This is a genomic window from Streptomyces spectabilis, from assembly GCF_008704795.1.
GTDB lineage: Bacteria > Actinomycetota > Actinomycetes > Streptomycetales > Streptomycetaceae > Streptomyces > Streptomyces spectabilis.
On the sequence record NZ_CP023690.1, the window covers coordinates 5,895,282 to 5,912,524 of the forward strand.

At 73.5% G+C, this 17,243-nt stretch carries 17 protein-coding genes; 9 read left to right on the top strand and 8 right to left on the bottom strand.

The window, feature by feature from the left end; all coding sequences use genetic code 11:
- Positions 1-5 precede the first annotated feature (5 nt).
- Genes CP982_RS26000 through CP982_RS26010 form a run of 3 tightly spaced genes read right to left on the bottom strand, consistent with a single transcriptional unit; the run spans position 6 to position 2,192 of the window.
- Entirely contained in the window at positions 6-641 is a 636-nt protein-coding gene (locus tag CP982_RS26000) for a hypothetical protein (protein WP_150512696.1), read from the bottom strand.
- The gene (locus tag CP982_RS26005) at positions 608-1,543 is read right to left on the bottom strand and encodes a hypothetical protein (RefSeq protein ID WP_229878539.1); all 936 of its coding nucleotides are present in this window, start codon (positions 1,541-1,543) and stop codon (positions 608-610) included. The genes CP982_RS26000 and CP982_RS26005 overlap by 34 nt, the downstream gene beginning before the upstream one ends.
- A complete protein-coding gene (locus CP982_RS26010; protein WP_229878537.1) occupies positions 1,536-2,192 on the bottom strand; it encodes an RNA polymerase sigma factor in 657 nt (218 codons plus the stop codon). The genes CP982_RS26005 and CP982_RS26010 overlap by 8 nt, the downstream gene beginning before the upstream one ends.
- Positions 2,193-2,322: 130 nt before the next feature.
- Here CP982_RS26010 and trpS point away from each other — a divergent pair, with 130 nt between their 5' ends.
- Positions 2,323-3,369: a tryptophan--tRNA ligase gene (gene trpS, locus CP982_RS26015; RefSeq protein ID WP_150512698.1), complete on the top strand. Its 1,047-nt coding sequence runs from the start codon at positions 2,323-2,325 to the stop codon at positions 3,367-3,369.
- A gap of 90 nt (positions 3,370-3,459) precedes the next feature.
- The gene (locus CP982_RS26020; protein WP_150512699.1) at positions 3,460-4,032 is read left to right on the top strand and encodes a 2'-5' RNA ligase family protein; all 573 of its coding nucleotides are present in this window, start codon (positions 3,460-3,462) and stop codon (positions 4,030-4,032) included.
- A 22-nt stretch (positions 4,033-4,054) separates the two neighbouring features.
- On the opposite strand, the gene dprE2 is transcribed toward CP982_RS26020, so the two are convergent.
- Together dprE2 and dprE1 are read right to left on the bottom strand one after the other, a co-directional pair.
- Positions 4,055-4,810 carry a decaprenylphospho-beta-D-erythro-pentofuranosid-2-ulose 2-reductase gene (gene dprE2, locus CP982_RS26025; protein WP_150512700.1) on the bottom strand — a complete coding sequence of 252 codons (756 nt, stop codon included), beginning with the start codon at positions 4,808-4,810 and terminating at the stop codon, positions 4,055-4,057.
- A gap of 99 nt (positions 4,811-4,909) precedes the next feature.
- On the bottom strand, positions 4,910-6,280 hold the full coding sequence (gene dprE1 / locus CP982_RS26030; protein WP_150512701.1) for a decaprenylphosphoryl-beta-D-ribose oxidase: 1,371 nt from the start codon (positions 6,278-6,280) through the stop codon (positions 4,910-4,912).
- A gap of 143 nt (positions 6,281-6,423) precedes the next feature.
- Between dprE1 and CP982_RS26035 the strand changes: the two genes are divergently transcribed.
- Genes CP982_RS26035 through CP982_RS26050 form a run of 4 tightly spaced genes read left to right on the top strand, consistent with a single transcriptional unit; the run spans position 6,424 to position 9,332 of the window.
- On the top strand, positions 6,424-6,960 hold the full coding sequence (locus CP982_RS26035; protein WP_150512702.1) for a phosphatase PAP2 family protein: 537 nt from the start codon (positions 6,424-6,426) through the stop codon (positions 6,958-6,960).
- Positions 6,953-7,900: a decaprenyl-phosphate phosphoribosyltransferase gene (locus tag CP982_RS26040; RefSeq protein ID WP_150512703.1), complete on the top strand. Its 948-nt coding sequence runs from the start codon at positions 6,953-6,955 to the stop codon at positions 7,898-7,900. The genes CP982_RS26035 and CP982_RS26040 overlap by 8 nt, the downstream gene beginning before the upstream one ends.
- Positions 7,897-8,412 (top strand): GtrA family protein, encoded by a 516-nt coding sequence (locus CP982_RS26045; RefSeq protein WP_170316493.1) that lies wholly within the window; start codon positions 7,897-7,899, stop codon positions 8,410-8,412. Before CP982_RS26040 ends, CP982_RS26045 begins: the two co-directional genes overlap by 4 nt.
- Entirely contained in the window at positions 8,400-9,332 is a 933-nt protein-coding gene (locus CP982_RS26050) for a YihY/virulence factor BrkB family protein (RefSeq protein ID WP_150512705.1), read from the top strand. Before CP982_RS26045 ends, CP982_RS26050 begins: the two co-directional genes overlap by 13 nt.
- Here the strand turns inward: CP982_RS26050 and CP982_RS26055 are convergent.
- Complete coding sequence (locus CP982_RS26055) at positions 9,301-10,533, bottom strand: D-alanyl-D-alanine carboxypeptidase family protein (RefSeq protein WP_342355632.1); 1,233 nt, start codon at positions 10,531-10,533, stop codon at positions 9,301-9,303. The genes CP982_RS26050 and CP982_RS26055 overlap by 32 nt on opposite strands.
- Positions 10,534-10,642: 109 nt before the next feature.
- Here CP982_RS26055 and CP982_RS42625 point away from each other — a divergent pair, with 109 nt between their 5' ends.
- Positions 10,643-10,882, top strand: a complete 240-nt coding sequence (locus CP982_RS42625) for an SCO4848 family membrane protein (protein ID WP_030668762.1) — start codon at positions 10,643-10,645, stop codon at positions 10,880-10,882.
- 2 nt (positions 10,883-10,884) lie between these two features.
- Entirely contained in the window at positions 10,885-12,117 is a 1,233-nt protein-coding gene (locus CP982_RS26065) for a metallophosphoesterase (RefSeq protein WP_150512707.1), read from the top strand.
- Here the strand turns inward: CP982_RS26065 and CP982_RS26070 are convergent.
- Entirely contained in the window at positions 12,083-13,642 is a 1,560-nt protein-coding gene (locus CP982_RS26070) for a sensor histidine kinase (protein ID WP_150512708.1), read from the bottom strand. The two genes, CP982_RS26065 and CP982_RS26070, sit on opposite strands and share 35 nt — an antisense overlap.
- Positions 13,639-14,304 carry a response regulator transcription factor gene (locus tag CP982_RS26075; protein ID WP_229878580.1) on the bottom strand — a complete coding sequence of 222 codons (666 nt, stop codon included), beginning with the start codon at positions 14,302-14,304 and terminating at the stop codon, positions 13,639-13,641. The genes CP982_RS26070 and CP982_RS26075 overlap by 4 nt, the downstream gene beginning before the upstream one ends.
- Before the next feature lie 262 nt (positions 14,305-14,566).
- Here CP982_RS26075 and CP982_RS26080 point away from each other — a divergent pair, with 262 nt between their 5' ends.
- Positions 14,567-17,233 (top strand): MMPL family transporter, encoded by a 2,667-nt coding sequence (locus tag CP982_RS26080; RefSeq protein WP_229878578.1) that lies wholly within the window; start codon positions 14,567-14,569, stop codon positions 17,231-17,233.
- The last annotated feature ends 10 nt before the right edge of the window (positions 17,234-17,243 follow it).

Here is a 17,243-nt window from a genome sequence, read left to right on the forward strand (position 1 = left end):
CTGCCTCAGGCGAGTGACGCGCGGCGTTGGTAGTAGAGCGTCGCCGCCGCTCCCGCGAGGGCTCCCGCCCCCGCGCCGGGTATCACCCAGGGCCAGCCCCAGCCCGTGTCCGGGGCGGGCTTCGCCGTGGGGGTGGTCCCGGCTCGGTAGGGCGTGGACGGGGAGATGCCCGCAGAGCCGTCGTCCGACTGCTTGCCCAGGACGTGAAGGGACTTGAGGAGGGCGCGCAGGGCGCCGGGGCGGGCCGCCTTGTGCCACGTGCCGGTCATGGACTCCACGTCCGTGGAGGTGTGGATCCAGACCGGGCCCTTCCCGCCCGGATACACCCGGTCCACCCGCCAGGGGCGCACGTCGTGGACCAGCCAGGTGACATTGATCTGGCGGCCCGCCCCCACGCCCAGGCCCGGCGGGCGCTCACGGGTGCCCTCGGTGTCCTTGCCCAGGTGGCCCAGGAGGCTCTCCAGGCGGTCGTACTCCTCGTCGGCGTAATACAGCGATGCCGTCTCCGTGCTTTCCGGGGAGGTGACGATCACGCTGGTCGGGCCGCCCGCCGACGCGCTGGGTGTGCCCAGGAACAGCGCCATGACCAGCAGCGCCCCCGTCGTCGTCAGTCGCCTCGCCGTGCTCCTTCGGATGCGCATGTCCGGCCCCCTGTGACTGGTGGGCGCGGACCCTCCGCGCCGCCGTCGCACTTCACTTCTGGTACACCGGCCGACCGCGGCGCGTTCCCATCCGGCCCGGCCGATTTCGCCACCTCCATCGCCCGCCGCTTCGACGGCACCCCCTCAAGGCGCAGCGTCAGCCGGCCGTCGGTCCACAGGAGCGTCGGACCGGCCGCCCGCACCGTGCGGAACCACCGCTCGCCGGATGCCTCCCGCAGCCAGAACTCCAGGCGGTGCGGGCGCGCGAACCACAGGGCGGGGGCACCGCCGCCCAGGTCGACCCACTCGGGGTCGCCCTTGATCAGCTTGCTGAAGCCCGGGTCGAGGGGGGCGGGGAACTCGTCCAGGCGGACCGTGCCCCCGCCCTCCGCGCGCCAGCACAGGGTGATCAGCGAGCGGTCGCGCGGGGCGCGCGTCACCGTCACCCCGTCCGGCGCGCCGAGCGCCCGCGGCACCACGGGCCGCAGCCCCGCGTCGCGGGCGGCCCGCGCCAAGGACACCGAAGGCCCCGAGCAGCCGGGCGGGCCGCCGGAGCGCGGCGGCGGCGACGGGTCGTACCGCACCTCGACGCCGCCGAAGTCGAACCAGTCGACGACGGCGGCCCGCACCGGAGGCGTCAGCGCGAGGACCGCGAGCAGGCCGCACACCGACGCGGCGAGGGCCCGCCGACGTGCCCGCAGGGCCCGGCGCAGGCGCCGCGCGGACTCGCGGAGCCGGTCCCGGGGGCCGGGGCGCCGCACGAGGGCGCCCTCGGCGGCGATCTGCGCCAGGACCCGCTCGACCATCGTCTCGCCGCTCTCCGGCCGGTCGAGCGCCCGCCCCAGCGCCCGCAGCTCGTCGGGCAGCTCCCCGCCGGGGCGCTCCCGCTCCGGCTCAGCCACGCCCCTCACCCCCCTCCCGCTCGGCCGATCCCTCCGGCAACAGCCGCTCCAGCTTGCGCAGCGCTCTGCTCAGCCGGGACTTGACCGTGCCGCGCGGCCAGCCCAGGGCCTGGGCCGTCTCCTCCTCGTCCATGTCGAGGAGATAGCGGTAGGTGACGACCAGGCGGTGGTGCTCGCCGAGGCGGTCGAGGGCGGAGAGGAGCGCGGCCCGGCGCTCGCGGTCCAGGGCCGCGACCGCCGGGTTCGCCGATTCCGGTATCAGCGGCTCCGGCTCGGTGAGCGCGGCCTCGCGGACCGTCACCGAGCGGCGCCGCGCCGCCGAACGCACTGTGTTCCTCGTCTCATTGGCCACGATCGAGAGCAGCCACGGCTTGAACGCCGAGCCGTCCCGGAACCGCCCCAGGGCGCAGTACGCCTTGAAGAAGGACTGCTGCACCACGTCCTCGGCGTCGGCGCCCGCGCCGAGCGCGGCCGCGGCCCGGAGCGCCATGCCGGTGAAGGCGCGCACCAGCTCGGCGTACGCCTCCGCCTCTCCGGCGCGCACGCGCGCGATGACCGCCGCCTCGTCGACGCCGATGCCGTCCCCCTCCAGCGCCCGCCCCGGAGCCCTCTCCGGCGCCCGCCCCGGAGCCTTCCCCCGTGCACTCACATCTTTGGTACACCGCCCGGCCCGCATCGGTTCCCACCCGTCGCGGCCCGTTCCCACCCGTCGCGGCCCGTTCCCGACTGCTCCCGGCTGTTCCCGGCCAGTTCCCGACCAACGGGCGGCACCTGAGAGAATGCTGAACATGGCCTCTGAAAGTCCCCGCCCCGCCGCCGGTGACCGACCCCGTGTGCTCTCCGGGATCCAGCCCACCGCAGGCTCGTTCCACCTCGGCAACTACCTGGGCGCGGTGCGCCAGTGGGTGGCCCTCCAGGAGTCCCACGACGCGTTCTACATGGTCGTGGACCTGCACGCGATCACGGTCCCGCAGGACCCGGCCCAGCTCCGCGCGAACACCCGGCTCGCCGCCGCCCAGCTGCTCGCCGCCGGTCTCGACCCGGAGCGCTGCACCCTGTTCGTGCAGAGCCACGTGCCCGAGCACGCCCAGCTCGCCTGGGTCATGAACTGCCTGACGGGCTTCGGCGAGGCCTCCCGGATGACGCAGTTCAAGGACAAGTCGGCCAAGCAGGGCGCGGACCGGGCCTCCGTCGGCCTCTTCACGTACCCGGTCCTCCAGGTCGCGGACATCCTGCTCTACCAGGCCCACGAGGTCCCGGTCGGCGAGGACCAGCGCCAGCACATCGAGCTGACCCGCGACCTGGCCGACCGCTTCAACGGCCGCTTCGGCGCGACCTTCACGGTCCCCAAGCCGTACATCCTGAAGGAGACGGCGAAGATCTACGACCTCCAGGACCCGGCGATCAAGATGAGTAAGTCGGCGTCCACCCCGAAGGGTCTGATCAACCTCCTCGACGAGCCGAAGGCCACCGCGAAGAAGGTCAAGAGCGCGGTCACCGACACCGACTCCGAGATCAGGTACGACGCGGAGAAGAAGCCGGGCGTCAGCAACCTGCTCACCATTTACTCCACGCTCACCGGCACCGGTATCGCGGAACTTGAGCAGAAGTACGTCGGCAAGGGCTACGGTGCGCTGAAGACCGACCTCGCGGAGGCCATGGTCGAGTTCGTGACCCCCTTCCGGGACCGCACCCAGGAGTTCCTGGACGACCCGGAGACGCTCGACTCGATCCTGGCCAAGGGCGCGGAGAAGGCGCGCGCCGTCGCGGCGGAGACCCTCGCCCAGGCGTACGACAAGGTGGGCTTCCTGCCCGCCAAGCACTGAGCTCCACCCGAGCACAGGCCGAGCAGCACAGCCGCCGTACCACGGCACGGCGGCACCCCCCTGCCCATCACACGACGACAGGAGTACGACGTGGGGACCGTAACGATCGGTGTGTCGATCGCGGTCCCGGAGCCACACGGCAGCCTGCTCCAGGAGCTGCGTGCGGGCTTCGGTGACCCCGCCGCGCACGGCATCCCCACGCACGTCACGCTGTTGCCGCCGACCGAGGTGGCCGCCGCCGCGGTGCCCGCCGTCGAGAACCACCTCGTGTCGGTGGCCGCGGCGGGCAGGCCGTTCCCGATGCGGCTCTCCGGCACCGGCACGTTCCGGCCGCTCTCGCCCGTCGTCTTCGTCCAGGTCGTCGAGGGCGGCTCCGCCTGCTCCTGGCTCCAGGAGCGGGTCCGCGCCACGTCGGGGCCGCTCGCGCGCGAACTGCAGTTCCCGTACCACCCGCACGTCACCGTCGCCCACGGCATCGCCGACGAGGCCATGGACCGGGCGTACGAGGAGCTCGCCGACTACGAGGCCGAGTGGCCCTGCACCGGCTTCGCGCTCTACGAGCAGGGGGCGGACGGGGTGTGGCGCAAGCTGCGCGAGTTCGCCTTCGGCGGGTCCACGGTGCCGCCGCAGGCGGCGGCCCGGGACACCCTGCCCGCGCGCTGAGGAGCCCGCGGGCGCGCCGCGCTCACACCGGGAGGCGGCGGAACAGCGGCCGCGGCACGTGCCGCAGGGCCGACATCACCAGGCGCAGCCTTCCGGGGACCCACACCGTCTCCGCGCGGCGGCGCAGGCCCGCCTCGATGGCCACGGCCACGGCCTGCGGCGTCGTGGCCAGCGGTGCCTCCTCCAGGCCCGCCGTCATCCTCGACCGTACGAAGCCGGGGCGCACGACCATCACGTGCACGCCGGTGCCGTGCAACGCGTCACCCAGGCCCTGGGCGAAGGCGTCGAGACCCGCCTTGCTGGAGCCGTAGATGAAGTTCGAGCGGCGGGCGCGTTCGGCCGCGACGGAGGAGAGCACGACGAGCGAGCCGTGGCCCTGGGCCTGGAGGGCGCGGGCGCAGACCAGGCCCGCGGAGACCGCGCCGGTGTAGTTCGTCTGGGCCACGCGGGTCGCGGCCACGGGGTCGGCCTCGTCGCGGGCCTGGTCGCCGAGCGTGCCGAAGGCCATGAGGACCATGTCGACGTCGCCCTCGGCGAAGACCTTGCCGAGGGCGGTCTCGTGGGATTCGGGGTCCAGGGCGTCGAAGGGGACGGTCCTGGTGTCGGCGCCCCGGTCGCGCAGGGCCTGCGCGGAGCGCTCCAGGGTGGGCGACGGGCGGCCCGCAAGCCAGATGTCGCGGGTGCGGCGGGTCACCAGGCGGTGGGCCGTGGCCTGGGCGATCTCCGAGGTGCCGCCGAGGACAAGGAGGGACTGGGGGGTGCCGAAGGCGTCTTTCATGGCTCTCCAGGGGTGCGGTGCGGGGGCAGGGGGCTCCGCCCCCGTGCCCCGCTTTATCGGCGCTTCGCGCCTCGTCCTCAAACGCCGAGCCCCGTAGAGCTAGAGACCCAGGCGGCGCGAGAGGTCCGAGCGGAAGACCGCGTCCGGGTCCAGTTCCGCGCGCAGGGCGCGGAAGGCGGGCAGCTGGGGATACATCGCGCTCAGCACCTCGGGGCGCATCCGGGAGTCCTTGGCCAGGTAGACGCGGCCCCCGGCGGCGGCGACCTCCTCGTCCAGGCCGTCCAGGAGCCGCGCGAGGCCGGGCAGGTGCGCGGGAATGTCCAGGGCCAGGGTCCAGCCCGGCAGGGGGAAGGAGAGCCAGCCCGGGTCGGCGTCGCCGAAGCGCTTGAGGACGGCGAGGAAGGACGGGCAGCGGTGCTCGGTGATGCGCCGCACGATCCGCCGCAGCGCCTCCTCCTGGCCGTACCCGACGACGAACTGGTACTGGACGAAGCCGCCCCTGCCGTACACGCGGTTCCAGTGGGGGACGCCGTCCAGCGGGTGGAAGAAGGACGAGACGCGCTGGAGCTCGCCCGTGCGCGAGCGCGGCGCCCTGCGGTACCAGAGCTCGTTGAAGAGGCCGACGGTCGTGCGGTGGAGGAGGCCCTCGGGCAGGAAGGCGGGGGCGGCCGGGAGCCGGCGCGGGCGGAAGTCGAGCGGGGCCCTGCGGGCGCGGTCGGGCAGGGCGTCCAGGGGGGCGTGGTCGCCGCGGGTGAGGACGGCGCGGCCCGTCGCGGCGCCGCGCGCGAGGAGGTCGATCCACGCCACGGAGTAGCGGTAGCGGTGGTCGGTGGCGGTGAGGCGGGCCATCAAGTCGTCCAGGTCCGAAGCCCGTTCGGTGTCCACCGACATGAAGGACGTGCCCACCGGCAGGCAGCGCAGCTTCGCCTTGAGGATGACGCCGGTCAGGCCCATGCCGCCCGCCGTGGCGTTGAAGAGCTTGCCGCCGGACTTCACCGTGCGGACCGAGCCGTCGGCCGTGAGCAGGTCGAAGGAGCGTACGTGGCGGGAGAACGAGCCCGAGACGTGGTGGTTCTTGCCGTGGATGTCGGCGCCGATCGCGCCGCCGACCGTCACGTAGCGGGTGCCGGGCGTCACCGGCACGAACCAGCCGAGCGGCAGCAGGACTTCCATCAGATGGTGCAGCGACACGCCCGCGTCGCACACGACGGTGCCGGTGTCGGCGTCGATGGTGTGCACCCGGTCCAGGCCCGTCATGTCGAGCACGGCGCCGCCCGCGTTCTGCGCGGCGTCCCCGTAGGCGCGACCGAGCCCGCGCGCGATGCCGCCGCGCCCCGCGCAGGCGCGCAGCGCGTCCACGGCCTCCTCGCGGGATCGGGGGCGCACCAGGCGGGCGGCCGTGGGCGCGGTACGGCCCCAGCCGGACAGGGGCACGGCGGGCGGAGTCGGCGCAGGAGGAACGGCAGACATGGCGTGACCGTATCGCCCTGATATCCACCGCTTGCTCCCTATGAGGTACTGATCTCTCTAAATCGTCCTTAGTCTCACCGGAATGGGCGATTAAAAGAGTGTCACCCAACAATCCCGCAATTCGTGGGGTGTTGCCTGTCCGTATGGACGACATGGACCACCGGCTGCTCTCGGCCCTGCGTGCCCGCGGGAGCGATCCGCGCGTGGCGGCCGCCGCCCGCGCCCTGTCCCACAGCGGTGAGCACGGCGCGCTGTGGCTCGCCGTGGGGCTCACCGGCGCCGCGCTCGACCGCGAGCGGCGCGCCGCGTGGCTGCGCGGCACCGCGCTGACCGCCGCCGCGCACCTGGCCAGCATGGGCGTGAAGCGGCTCGTCCGCCGCCCGCGGCCGACGCACGTCACCCCGCTCGTACGGACCGCGGGGCGGCACTCCTTCCCCAGCTCGCACGCCACGTCGGCGGCCGCGGCCGCCGTGGCGTACGGCGCGCTGCGGCCCGCCGGGACCCGCCTGCTCGCGCCGCTCGCCGCCGCGATGTGCGTCTCGCGCCTGGTCGTCGGCGTGCACTACCCCTCCGACGTGGCGGTGGGCGCGGCCCTCGGCGCGGCCACCGCGTACGCGGGCGGCCCCTGGCTGCGCGGGACCCGCGCACCGCGCCCGAACGGAGTCCGTCACGATGGCTGACCGCAGCACCGCCCTGCTCGTCCCGCCCCGCTCCCCGCAGCCCCCGAGGCCGGGCCCGGGAAGCCTGCCGCTCGGGCTCCTGAAGACCGCGAGACCCCGGCAGTGGATCAAGAACGTCCTGGTCATCGCCGCCCCGGCGGCCGCGGGCGAGCTGTTCTCACGGCACGCGCTGAGCCAACTCGCGCTGGTCTTCGTCCTGTTCACGGCCGCCGCGGCAGCCGTCTACCTGATCAACGACGCCCGCGACGCCGACGCCGACCGCGCCCACCCCACCAAGTGCCGCCGCCCCGTCGCGGCCGGGCTCGTGCCCGTCCCCGTCGCCTACGCCACGGGCGGACTGCTGGCCGTGGCCGCGCCGCTCGCGGCCGCCGCGCTGTGCACCCCGCTCACGGCCTGTCTGCTCGCCGCGTACGTGGTGATGCAACTCGCGTACTGCGTCAGCCTCAAGCACGTGCTCGTCGTCGACCTCGCCGTCGTCACCACCGGATTCCTGATGCGGGCGATGATCGGCGGGGTCGCCCTCGGCATTCCGCTGTCGCGCTGGTTCCTGATCACGACGGGCTTCGGCGCGCTCTTCATGGTCTCCGCCAAGCGGTACTCCGAGGCCGTGCAGATGGCGGACAGGGCGGGCGCCACCCGGGCGCTCCTCACCGAGTACACCACCGGCTACCTGCGGTTCGTCTGGCAGCTCGCGGCGGGCGTCGCCGTGCTCGCGTACTGCCTGTGGGCCCTGGAGAGCGGCGGCACCACGGGCACCGGCGTGCTGCCGTGGCGGCAGCTGTCGATGGTCGCCTTCATCCTGGCGATCCTGCGGTACGCCGTCTTCGCCGACCGCGGCACGGCGGGCGAGCCCGAGGACGTCGTCCTGCGCGACCGCGCGCTCGCCCTGATCGGGCTCGGCTGGCTCGCCATGTACGGGCTCGCGGTCGCGGACTGGTGAGGCGCGTGCGACCCGCGGCGCGCGAGCTGCTCGGCTTCGCCGCCGCCGGGGTCTGCGCGTACGCCGCCGACCTCGGCCTGTTCCTGTGGCTGCGCGGGCCCGCCGGGCTCGACCCGCTGACCGCGAAGGCCCTGTCGTTCGTCGCCGGGTGCACGGTCGCGTACGCGGGCAACGCGCTCGGCACCTACCGCCGGGCCGACGCCGGGGCCTCTCGGCTTCGCCAGTACGCCGTCTTCTGCGCCGTCAACGTCGCGGGCGCCCTCGTCCAGCTCCTGTGCATCGCCGTCTCCCACTACGCGCTGGGGTTCACCTCGCGGCGGGCGGACACCGTATCCGGTGCGGGAATCGGCATGGCACTGGCCACTGTCCTGCGGTTTTGGGGTACCCGGACGTTGGTATTCCGCTCACAGGCCGCACGGGACACGCAGGACACGGGCACCACACCGGACCCGAGGACCCCGCAGGCCGCACAGACCGCACCAGGAACGGGGCAGGCGACATGGACTGGCTGAAGAAGCTGCCGGGCATCGGACCGTACGTCGAACGGCTGACGCGCACGCACGCGTGGCGCTCCTACGAACGCCTCGACGAGGTCCACTGGGCCCGGCTCGCCGCCGCCATGACCTTCATCAGCTTCGTCGCGCTCTTCCCGCTGATCACGGTCGCGGCGGCGATCGCGGCGGCCACCCTCTCCGCCAAGCAGACGCAGAAGATCGAGGACAAGATCTCCGAGCAGGTCCCGGGCATCTCCGACCAGCTCGACCTGGACGCCCTGGTCGCCAACGCGGGCACCGTCGGACTCGTCGCGGGCGCCCTGCTGCTCTTCACCGGCGTCGGCTGGGTCGGCTCGATAAGGGAGTGCCTGCGGGCGGTCTGGCTGCTCGACGACACCGACGAGAACCCGTTCCTGCGCAAGCTCAAGGACCTGGGTGTGCTCGCCGGGCTCGGCTGCGCCGGGCTCGCATCGCTGATCGCCTCGGCCGTCGCCTCCACCGCCGTCGGCTGGACCGCCGACCAGCTCGGCGTCGACAAGGACGGCCCCGGCGGCGTGCTGCTCCAGCTCGTCGCGTTCGCGATCGCCGTCCTCGCCGACTTCCTGCTCCTGCTGTACGTCCTCACGCTGCTGCCCGGCGTCCAGCCGCCCCGGCGCGCGCTGATCGTCGCCGCGCTGATCGGCGCGGCCGGGTTCGAGCTCCTGAAGGTGCTGCTGGGCGGCTATATGAAGGGCGTCGCCGCGAAGAGCATGTACGGCGCCTTCGGCGTGCCCGTCGCGCTGCTGCTGTGGATCAACTTCACCGCGAAGCTGCTCCTCTTCTGCGCCGCCTGGACGGCGACGCCGAGGAAGGAACGCACGGGGGAGCAGGCGGAGGAACGTACGGTCCGGCGGGACGAGGAGGCCGTCAGCCCCGGCGCAGCGGCCAGCGACGGTTGAGCAGGAAGAGGCCGCCCGCGACCAGGGCGAGCACTCCGGCCGCGATGCCGAGCGCGATGCCCATGCCGCTGGACTTCTCGCCCGAGGCGTGCGCCACGTTCTTCGAGCCCGAGCCGCCGTCGGGGGCGCCCTTGCCCGCGCCCGTGTGGGCACCCTTCGGCGCGACCAGCTCACCGACCGGCTTCACCTTGTCGTGTGCCGCGAAACCCCAGTCGAGCAGCCGGGCCGTCTCCTTGTAGACGGCGTGCGGCTCGCCCGACGAGGGGTTCATGACGGTGACGAGCAGCACCTTGCCGTCGCGCTCGGCGACACCCGTGAAGGTGTTGCCCGCGTTGGTCGTCGAGCCGTTCTTGACGCCCGCGATGCCCTTGTACGCCTCGACGCCGTCGGCCCCGGTGAGCAGGCGGTTGGTGTTCTGGATCCCGAAGGGCTCGCGCTTCGTCTTGCCCTTGTCCTTGCCCTTCTTGACCTTGACCGTCGCCCCGGGGAACTCCGCGGTGGCCGTCGCGCAGTACTCGCGGAAGTCCTTCTTCTGCAGCCCGGAGCGGGCGAACAGGCTCAGGTCGTACGCGGACGACACCTGGCCCTTCTCGTCGTAGCCGTCGGGCGTGACGACGTTGGTGTCGAGGGCCTGGAGGTCCTCGGCGTGCTTCTGCATGTCCTTCACGGTCTGCGGCACGCCGCCGTTCATCGCGGACAGGACGTGCACCGCGTCGTTGCCGGAGCGCAGGAAGACGCCCAGCCACAGGTCGTGGACCGAGTACGTCTCGTTCTCCTTGATGCCGACCAGGCTGCTGCCCGCGCCGATGCCCTGCATGTCGGTCAGCGCGACCTTGTGCTTCTGGGTCTTCGGGAACTTCGGCAGGACCGTGTCCGCGAACAGCATCTTCAGGGTGCTCGCCGGGGCCAGGCGCCAGTGCGGGTTGTGCGCGGCGAGCACCTCGCCGGACTCCGCGTCCGAGACGATCCAGGAGCGGGCCGACAGGTCCTTGGGCAGCACCGGCGCGCCCGCCTGGAGATCCGCCTGGGTGCCCGGCTTGCCGAGGCGGGCGCCGCCGACCGTGGACATCTGCGCGGGCGGCTTCGGCTGTTTGTCCTTGTCGCCGCCCGGCTTGCCGTCGGCGAGCGCGGGCGCGGCCGTCGTCAGGGACAGCAGGGTCGCGGTGGCGATGAGCAGGGCGGTCTTCTTCACGGCAGGCACGGACGAGAACGTACAGGGCGTGGCGGCACCCCTTTCCGCCGAGGTCCGCCCCGTCCGGCGGCCCCCACCCCGAAGGCGGTCGGTCAGGGCGCCTGGCGATACTGAGCGTATGAAGCTCAGCCGCCCCGTCTCCTGGTTCCTGCTCGCCTTCGGCGCGTGGAGCTGGGTCATCTGGATCACTTTCGTCAAGAACCTGTGGAAGGACGGCAGCGGACTCGCCTTCGACGACGGCCGTCCCACGGCGTACTTCTGGGTGCACCTGACGCTCGCCGTTGTCTCCTTTGTCTTGGGGACGGTGGTCGGGACCATCGGGTTGCGTGGGGTGCGCGCACTGCGCCGAACCTCATAGCCGTGGGCGTCCTCGGAGTCGTCCTCGTCGCCCTCGGCGCGGCCGCCGTCTTCGGCGGCCTGCTCTGGTACGTGTGGCGGCGCACGGTGCGCGACACCACGATCAAGGGTTCCTGGGGCAGACGCCTGGGCACGGTGGCGTACCTCGCGGGCCCCTCCCTGATGTTCGGAGCGCTCGCGGCGGAGCGGGCGGGGGCCCCGTTCCTGCTCCAGCAGATCCTGGCGTGGCCGGGCTTCCTGTGGATGGCGTTCGCGCTGTACTTGCTCTTGGCCCTGCTGGCGGGAGAGCTGGTACGCCCGCTCCTGAGACGTTGGGCGGATCGAGCCCGTCCGGCGCTTGAGGACGAGGCGCGAAGCGCCGACGAGGCGGGGAAAAGGGCGCAGCCCCAGCCGACCGAGGGCAGCGGGGACCTGCCCCGCCGCCTCTTCGTGGCCAGAACAGTAGCCGCGGGCGCAGCCACCGTGGCGGCGGCGACCGTCGGATACGGCACCTACGGCGTGCTCCGCGGCCCCCGCGTGAAGAGGATCACCGTCCCCCTGGCCAAGCTGCCGCGCGCGGCGCACGGCTTCCGCATCGCCGTGGTGAGCGACATCCACCTGGGCCCGGTGCTCGGCGAGGGCTTCGCCCGGCGCGTCGTGGACACCGTCAACTCCACCCAGGCCGATCTCATCGCGATCGTCGGGGACCTGGTGGACGGCGACGTCGAGGACCTCGCGGGCGCCGCCCGCCCCCTCGCGGACCTGCGCGCCCGCCATGGGAGCTTCTTCGTCACAGGCAATCACGAGTACTTCTCCGGCGCCGAGCAGTGGGTGGACCACGTCCGCTCGCTCGGCCTGCGCCCCCTGGAGAACGCCCGCACCGAGCTGCCGTACTTCGACCTCGCCGGAGTCAACGACGTACAGGGCGAGGACGAGGGCCAGGGTCCCGACTTCGTGAAGGCGCTCGGGGACCGGGACCGCACGCGCGCCTCCGTGCTGCTCGCCCACCAGCCGGTGGTCATCCACGACGCCGTCGAGCACGGCGTCGACCTCCAGCTCTCCGGCCACACCCACGGCGGCCAGCTCTGGCCCAACAACTTCGTCGCCGACCTCGCCAACCCCACGCTCGCGGGCCTGGAGCGCTACGGCGACACACAGCTGTACGTGACGCGCGGCGCCGGGGCGTGGGGCCCGCCCGTGCGCGTGGGGGCGCCGTCCGACATCACGGTGGTGGAGCTGGCTTCGCGCCAGGCGTGAGCCGGCCGGCCGGCTCCAGGGGCGGCGGTTGCCGGGGCGGTGCCTGCGGATCCGGGGGCGCGGCCGGCGCCGACGGCACGCGCGGGAGACTGACCACCACCGTCAGGCCCTTACCGGGCGCCGTGCGGACCTGGACGCGACCGGCGTGGGCCGCCACCACGCCGTGCACGATCGCCATGCCGAGCCCGCTGCCCGCGCTGCGGCCCGCCCGGAAGAAGCGGTCGAAGACCCGGGCCGCGTCCTCCTCGCCGAGCCCGGGGCCCTCGTCGGCCACGGTCAGGCACACCACGCCGCCCCGCCGCTCCAGGCCGAGCCGCACCGGGGTCCCGGCGGGGGTGTGGGCGCGGACGTTGGCGAGCAGGTTGGCGAGGACCTTGCGCAGGCCCTGCTCGTCCGCGCGGACGAGGATCGCGCCGTCCGCGCGCACCGTGAGCGGACGGCCCGGGTCCTGGGCGCGCAGGTCGTCGGCCGCGTCCCGCACCAGACGGCTCAGGTCGACGGGACGGAGGCGGAGTTCGGGCTGCTGGTCCAGACGGGCCAGGGTGAGCAGCTCCTCCACGAGGTGGTTCATGCGGTCGGTCTCGGAGTTGACGCGGCACCAGGCGCGGGAGCGGTCCTCCGGCGTGGTCAGCATGCCGTTGTCGTACAGCTGGAGGTAGCCGCGGATCGCGGACAGCGGGGTGCGCAGCTCGTGCGAGGCGTCCGCGACGAACTGCCGCAGCTGGGCCGCGGTCCGCTCGCGGGTCGCGAAGGCCGCCTCGACCTGCTGGAGCATGGAGTTGAGCGCGAGCCGCAGCTGCTCGGTCTCCATCACCTCGGTCCTGCTGCACGGCACCCGCCGCTTCAGGTCGCCCTCGGCGATCGCGGACGCCGTCTCGACCATGTCCTCCAGGGGCCGAAGCCGCCGGGACGCGGAGATCATCGTCAGGACGGCGAGCAGCGCTAGCAGCAGCACGCCGAAGGCCAGGTCGAGCCGGAGCGCCTTGCGCACGCTCGCGTGCACGTCCTCCGTGGAGGTGGCGATGACGAGGACCGTGCCGTCGGCGATGCGCACGCCGATGGCGCGGTACGAGTCGCCCGCGAGCCGCACGTCGCTCGGCGCGGAGCGGGTCGCGAACCGGTGGGCGTCACCGGCGGCCTCGGCGAGCTGGAGCTGCAGCCGCGTCGCGCCGACGTACCCGAAGCTGACGGGCGAGCCGTAGCGGTCGACCGCGACGAACAGCGACGACGACGGGGGCAGCCGGCCTGCCTCCCGGTCCTGCGGCGGCACCTCGATGAGCGACTTCCGGAAGCTGCTGATCTTCTTCAGGTGGTCGAGGGTGATGGGCATGCTGCGGAACGCGGTGCGCGAGCTCCTCAGTTCGGAGTCGATGCTGTTGAGCAAATAGTGCTTCATGCCCATGATGCTCACGGCGGTCGCGGCCGTGATGCCGAGGGCGAGCAGGACGACGTTCACCAGCGTGAGCTTGGCGCGCAGCGAGTTCCCGAAGAGCCGCCGCGGGCCGGTGCGGGCCCGCTTCCTCATGCCAGTCCGTACCCCACGCCGCGCCGGGTGGTGATCAGCGGTGGCCCCACCTGGTCGAGCTTGCGCCGCAGATAGCTGATGTACGTCTCGACGACCGTCGACTCCGCCGCGTGCTCGATGTGCCAGACGTGGCGCAGGAGTTGCTCCTTGGGCACCACCCGGCCCGCGTTGCGGACGAGGAACCGCAGCAGGGCGTACTCGGTGGGCGTGAGCTGGACCTCGCGGCCGCCCCTGCGCACCAGATACGTCGTCTCGTCCAGCTCCAGGTCGCCGTAGCGCAGCGGCGGCCGCTGCGGCAGCACGTCACCGGGCCGGGTGCGGCGGAGCACCGCGCCGATGCGGGCGACGACCTCGTCGATGTGGAACGGCTTGGTGATGTAGTCGTCGGCGAAGCCGAGGGCGCCGACGACCTCGGCGGGCGCGTCCCGGGCGGTGAGGAACACGAGCGCCAGATCGGGCCTGCACGCCCGCAGTTCGCGCCCGAGCGCCCGGCCGTCGCCGTCCGGCAGCATCACGTCGAGGAGCGCGCAGTCCGGGCGGGTGCGCTCGGCGAGGGCGAGGGCCTCGCGGACGGTGCCCGCCGTCATCACGTCGAAGCGGTGGAAGCGCAGGGTGAGGCTGAGGACGTCGGCGATGCTCGGCTCGTCCTCCACCACGAGCACGGTGGCGCCGCCCGCTTCGGGAGCGGCCTCTGCGACAGGTGTTCCCCGGGGTCCCTCGGCGTGGCTCATGTCCCCAGTATCGGGGCGCTCGTTGTACCGGGGGCGGGCCCGTGGTTTGGAGTTGGTTGAGAATCACGACCTTTGCCGCGCGCCCGGTCCTCCGGGCCGCCGATGCTGGGGGTCCTCCGCGCGGAGGACCGGACGAACCATCCCGGACGGAACCATCCCGGGCGAAGACGAAGGGGCGTACATCGTGGCGGCATTGGCGCGCTGGTGCTACCGGCACCGGGTGGTGGTCCTGGTGCTGTGGCTGACGGCGCTGGTCGGCCTGGGGGCCGCCGGCGGCTCCGCGGGCACCGACTACGTGAACGTCTTCTCCGCCCCCGACACGGACTCCAAGCGCGCCGGCGAGCTGATGGAGAAGGCGTTCCCGCAGCGCAGCGGCGACACGGACACCGTGGTGTGGAAGACCGCGCGGGGGTCGGCGCGGGACGCCGCCGTGCGCGCGCGGATCGAGCCCGTGCTCGCCGAGATCGCCGGGATGAAGGGCATCGGCGAGGTGGCGTCCCCCTACGCTCCGGGCCCCGAGGCCGCCGCGCGGGTCAGCCGCGACGGGCACATCGCGTACGCGCGGATCACCTTCACCGAGCAGGCCAACGATGTCTCCAAGAGCCTCGTCCAGGACGTCGTGGACACCGCGCGCGGCGCCGAGCGCGCCGGGCTCCGGGTCGAACTCGGCGGCCAGGCGATCGCCCGCGTCCAGGAGCCGCCCGCGGGCACCGCGGAGGCCGTCGGCGTCGCGGCCGCCGCCGTGGTGCTCTTCCTCGCCTTCGGCTCGCTGTTCGCGATGCTCCTGCCGATCCTCACCGCCCTGTTCGCCGTCGGCACCGGGCTGCTCGCCACGATGCTGCTCAGCCATGTCACGGCGGTGCCCGAAGTGGCGCCGCTGCTCGGCACGTTGATCGGGCTCGGCGTCGGGATCGACTACGCGCTGTTCATCGTCACCCGGCACCGCAGGGGCATCCTGCGCGGCCTCGGCCCCGAGGAGTCGGCCGCGCGGGCGCTCGACACCTCCGGCCGGGCCGTGCTGTTCGCGGGCGGCACCGTGTGCGTCGCGCTCGCCGGGATGCTCGTGATGAACATGCGCTTCCTGGACGGCGTGGTCATCGCCGCGTCCCTCACCGTCGTCCTGAGCGTGCTCGCCGCCGTCACGCTGCTGCCCGCGCTGCTCGGCGTGCTCGGCCCGCGCGTGCTCAGCCGCCGCCAGCGGCGCCGGCTCGCGGACACGGGCCCGGAGCCCGAGGAGCCGACCGGGCTCGCGGCCCGCTGGGCCGGGGCGGTGCAGCGGCGCCCGCGCAGCGTCGCGCTGCTTGCCGTCGCCGTCATGGCGGCCCTGTCGCTGCCGCTCCTCTCGCTGCGCCTGGGCGCCACCGACCAGGGCAACCACCAGGAGTCCACCACCACCCGGGGGGCCTACGACCTGCTCGCCGAGGGCTTCGGCCCTGGCTTCAACGGACCCCTCCAAGTGGTCGTGGAGAAGGCGGACCCGGCCGCCACCGAGGCCCTCGCGGAGCGCATCCGGGCGACGAAGGGCGTGGCGCACGTCGCCCCCGCGCCGCCCCCGGCCGACGGCGGCACCGCCGTCATCCAGGTCGTGCCCACCACCTCGCCGCAGTCCGAGGAGACGGACCGGCTCATCGACCGGCTCCGCGACGACGTGCTGCCGCGGGCGGGTGCGGACGCGCACGTCGGCGGCGTGACCGCGGTCTTCAAGGACTTCGCCACGGCCACGGCGGACCGCCTGCCGTACTTCGTGGGCACCATCGTCGCGCTCGGCTTCCTGCTGCTCCTCGTCGCCTTCCGCTCCCTCGTCGTCCCGCTGACGGCGGCCGTGATGAACCTGTGCGCGGCGGCGGCCTCCTTCGGCGTGCTCGTGGCGGTGTTCCAGTGGGGCTGGGGCGCGGAGACGCTCGGCATCGCCAAGGAGGGCCCGATCACGGCGTTCCTGCCGGTCGTCATGCTGTCGCTGCTGTTCGGCCTGTCGATGGACTACCAGGTGTTCCTGGTCAGCCGCATGCACGAGGAGTGGCTGCACACCCGGGACAACGCCCGCGCGGTGCGCGTCGGCCTCGCGGAGACCAGCCGGGTCATCAACTGCGCGGCCCTCATCATGATCTGCGTGTTCTCCGCGTTCGTCCTCAGCGGCGACATGGAGGGCGCGACGGCGGGCATCGGCCTCGCCGCGGCCGTCGCGCTCGACGCGTTCGTGCTGCGCACCGCGCTCGTACCCGCCGTCATGCAGCTGCTCGGCCGCGCCAACTGGTGGCTCCCCGCCTGGCTCGACCGGCGTCTGCCGCAGCTGGCCGTCGAGCCCAAGGACGCCGCGCCCCCGGCGCCCGAGGACCTGGAGGCGCTGGTCGCGGCCGCGCTCGGCCCGGCGGCCGCGGCGCCGCAGGGCGGCGCGTGCGCGTCGCCCGAGGAGTGCGCGGTCAAGGGCGCGTGCGAGGCGGCGGACCCGCTCACGGTCCACGGCGACCTCACACCGTACGAGCCGTACCAGCCGTACGACGTGTACGACGCCTACGACCCGTACGGCGTGTCGTACGCGGCCGACGAGGACGAGGACCACGTCCCCGGCGGGCGCGAGCCCGGCGCCCACGTCGTGCACGGCTTCATCATCACGCCCGACGGCGAGCCCATCCACACCGTGACCATGACCCTGCTGTCCAAGGGCGGCCGCCAGCTCGACCGCGTCTCGACCCTGGCCGACGGCTCCTACGTCCTCGCGGCGCCCGAGCCCGGCGTGTACCTGCTCGCGGCCACGGCCCCCGGCTACGCCTCGCGGGCCCGGCACATCATGCTCGGCAGCGGCCCGCTGACGTACGACCTGGAGCTGGTGGAGGCCGTGGGCACGGGCCCCGCGCAGTGAGGGCGGGCGA

What these genes read in the sequence shown, in the direction of transcription:
- dprE2 (WP_150512700.1), bottom strand. Translation starts at nt 4,810, where the DNA reads ATGAAAGACGCCTTCGGCACCCCCCAGTCCCTCCTTGTCCTCGGCGGC.
- CP982_RS26035 (WP_150512702.1), top strand. Translation starts at nt 6,424, where the DNA reads ATGGACGACATGGACCACCGGCTGCTCTCGGCCCTGCGTGCCCGCGGG.
- dprE1 (WP_150512701.1), bottom strand. Translation starts at nt 6,280, where the DNA reads ATGTCTGCCGTTCCTCCTGCGCCGACTCCGCCCGCCGTGCCCCTGTCC.
- CP982_RS42625 (WP_030668762.1), top strand. Translation starts at nt 10,643, where the DNA reads ATGAAGCTCAGCCGCCCCGTCTCCTGGTTCCTGCTCGCCTTCGGCGCG.
- CP982_RS26050 (WP_150512705.1), top strand. Translation starts at nt 8,400, where the DNA reads ATGGACTGGCTGAAGAAGCTGCCGGGCATCGGACCGTACGTCGAACGG.
- CP982_RS26000 (WP_150512696.1), bottom strand. Translation starts at nt 641, where the DNA reads ATGCGCATCCGAAGGAGCACGGCGAGGCGACTGACGACGACGGGGGCG.
- trpS (WP_150512698.1), top strand. Translation starts at nt 2,323, where the DNA reads ATGCTGAACATGGCCTCTGAAAGTCCCCGCCCCGCCGCCGGTGACCGA.
- CP982_RS26040 (WP_150512703.1), top strand. Translation starts at nt 6,953, where the DNA reads ATGGCTGACCGCAGCACCGCCCTGCTCGTCCCGCCCCGCTCCCCGCAG.
- CP982_RS26070 (WP_150512708.1), bottom strand. Translation starts at nt 13,642, where the DNA reads ATGAGGAAGCGGGCCCGCACCGGCCCGCGGCGGCTCTTCGGGAACTCG.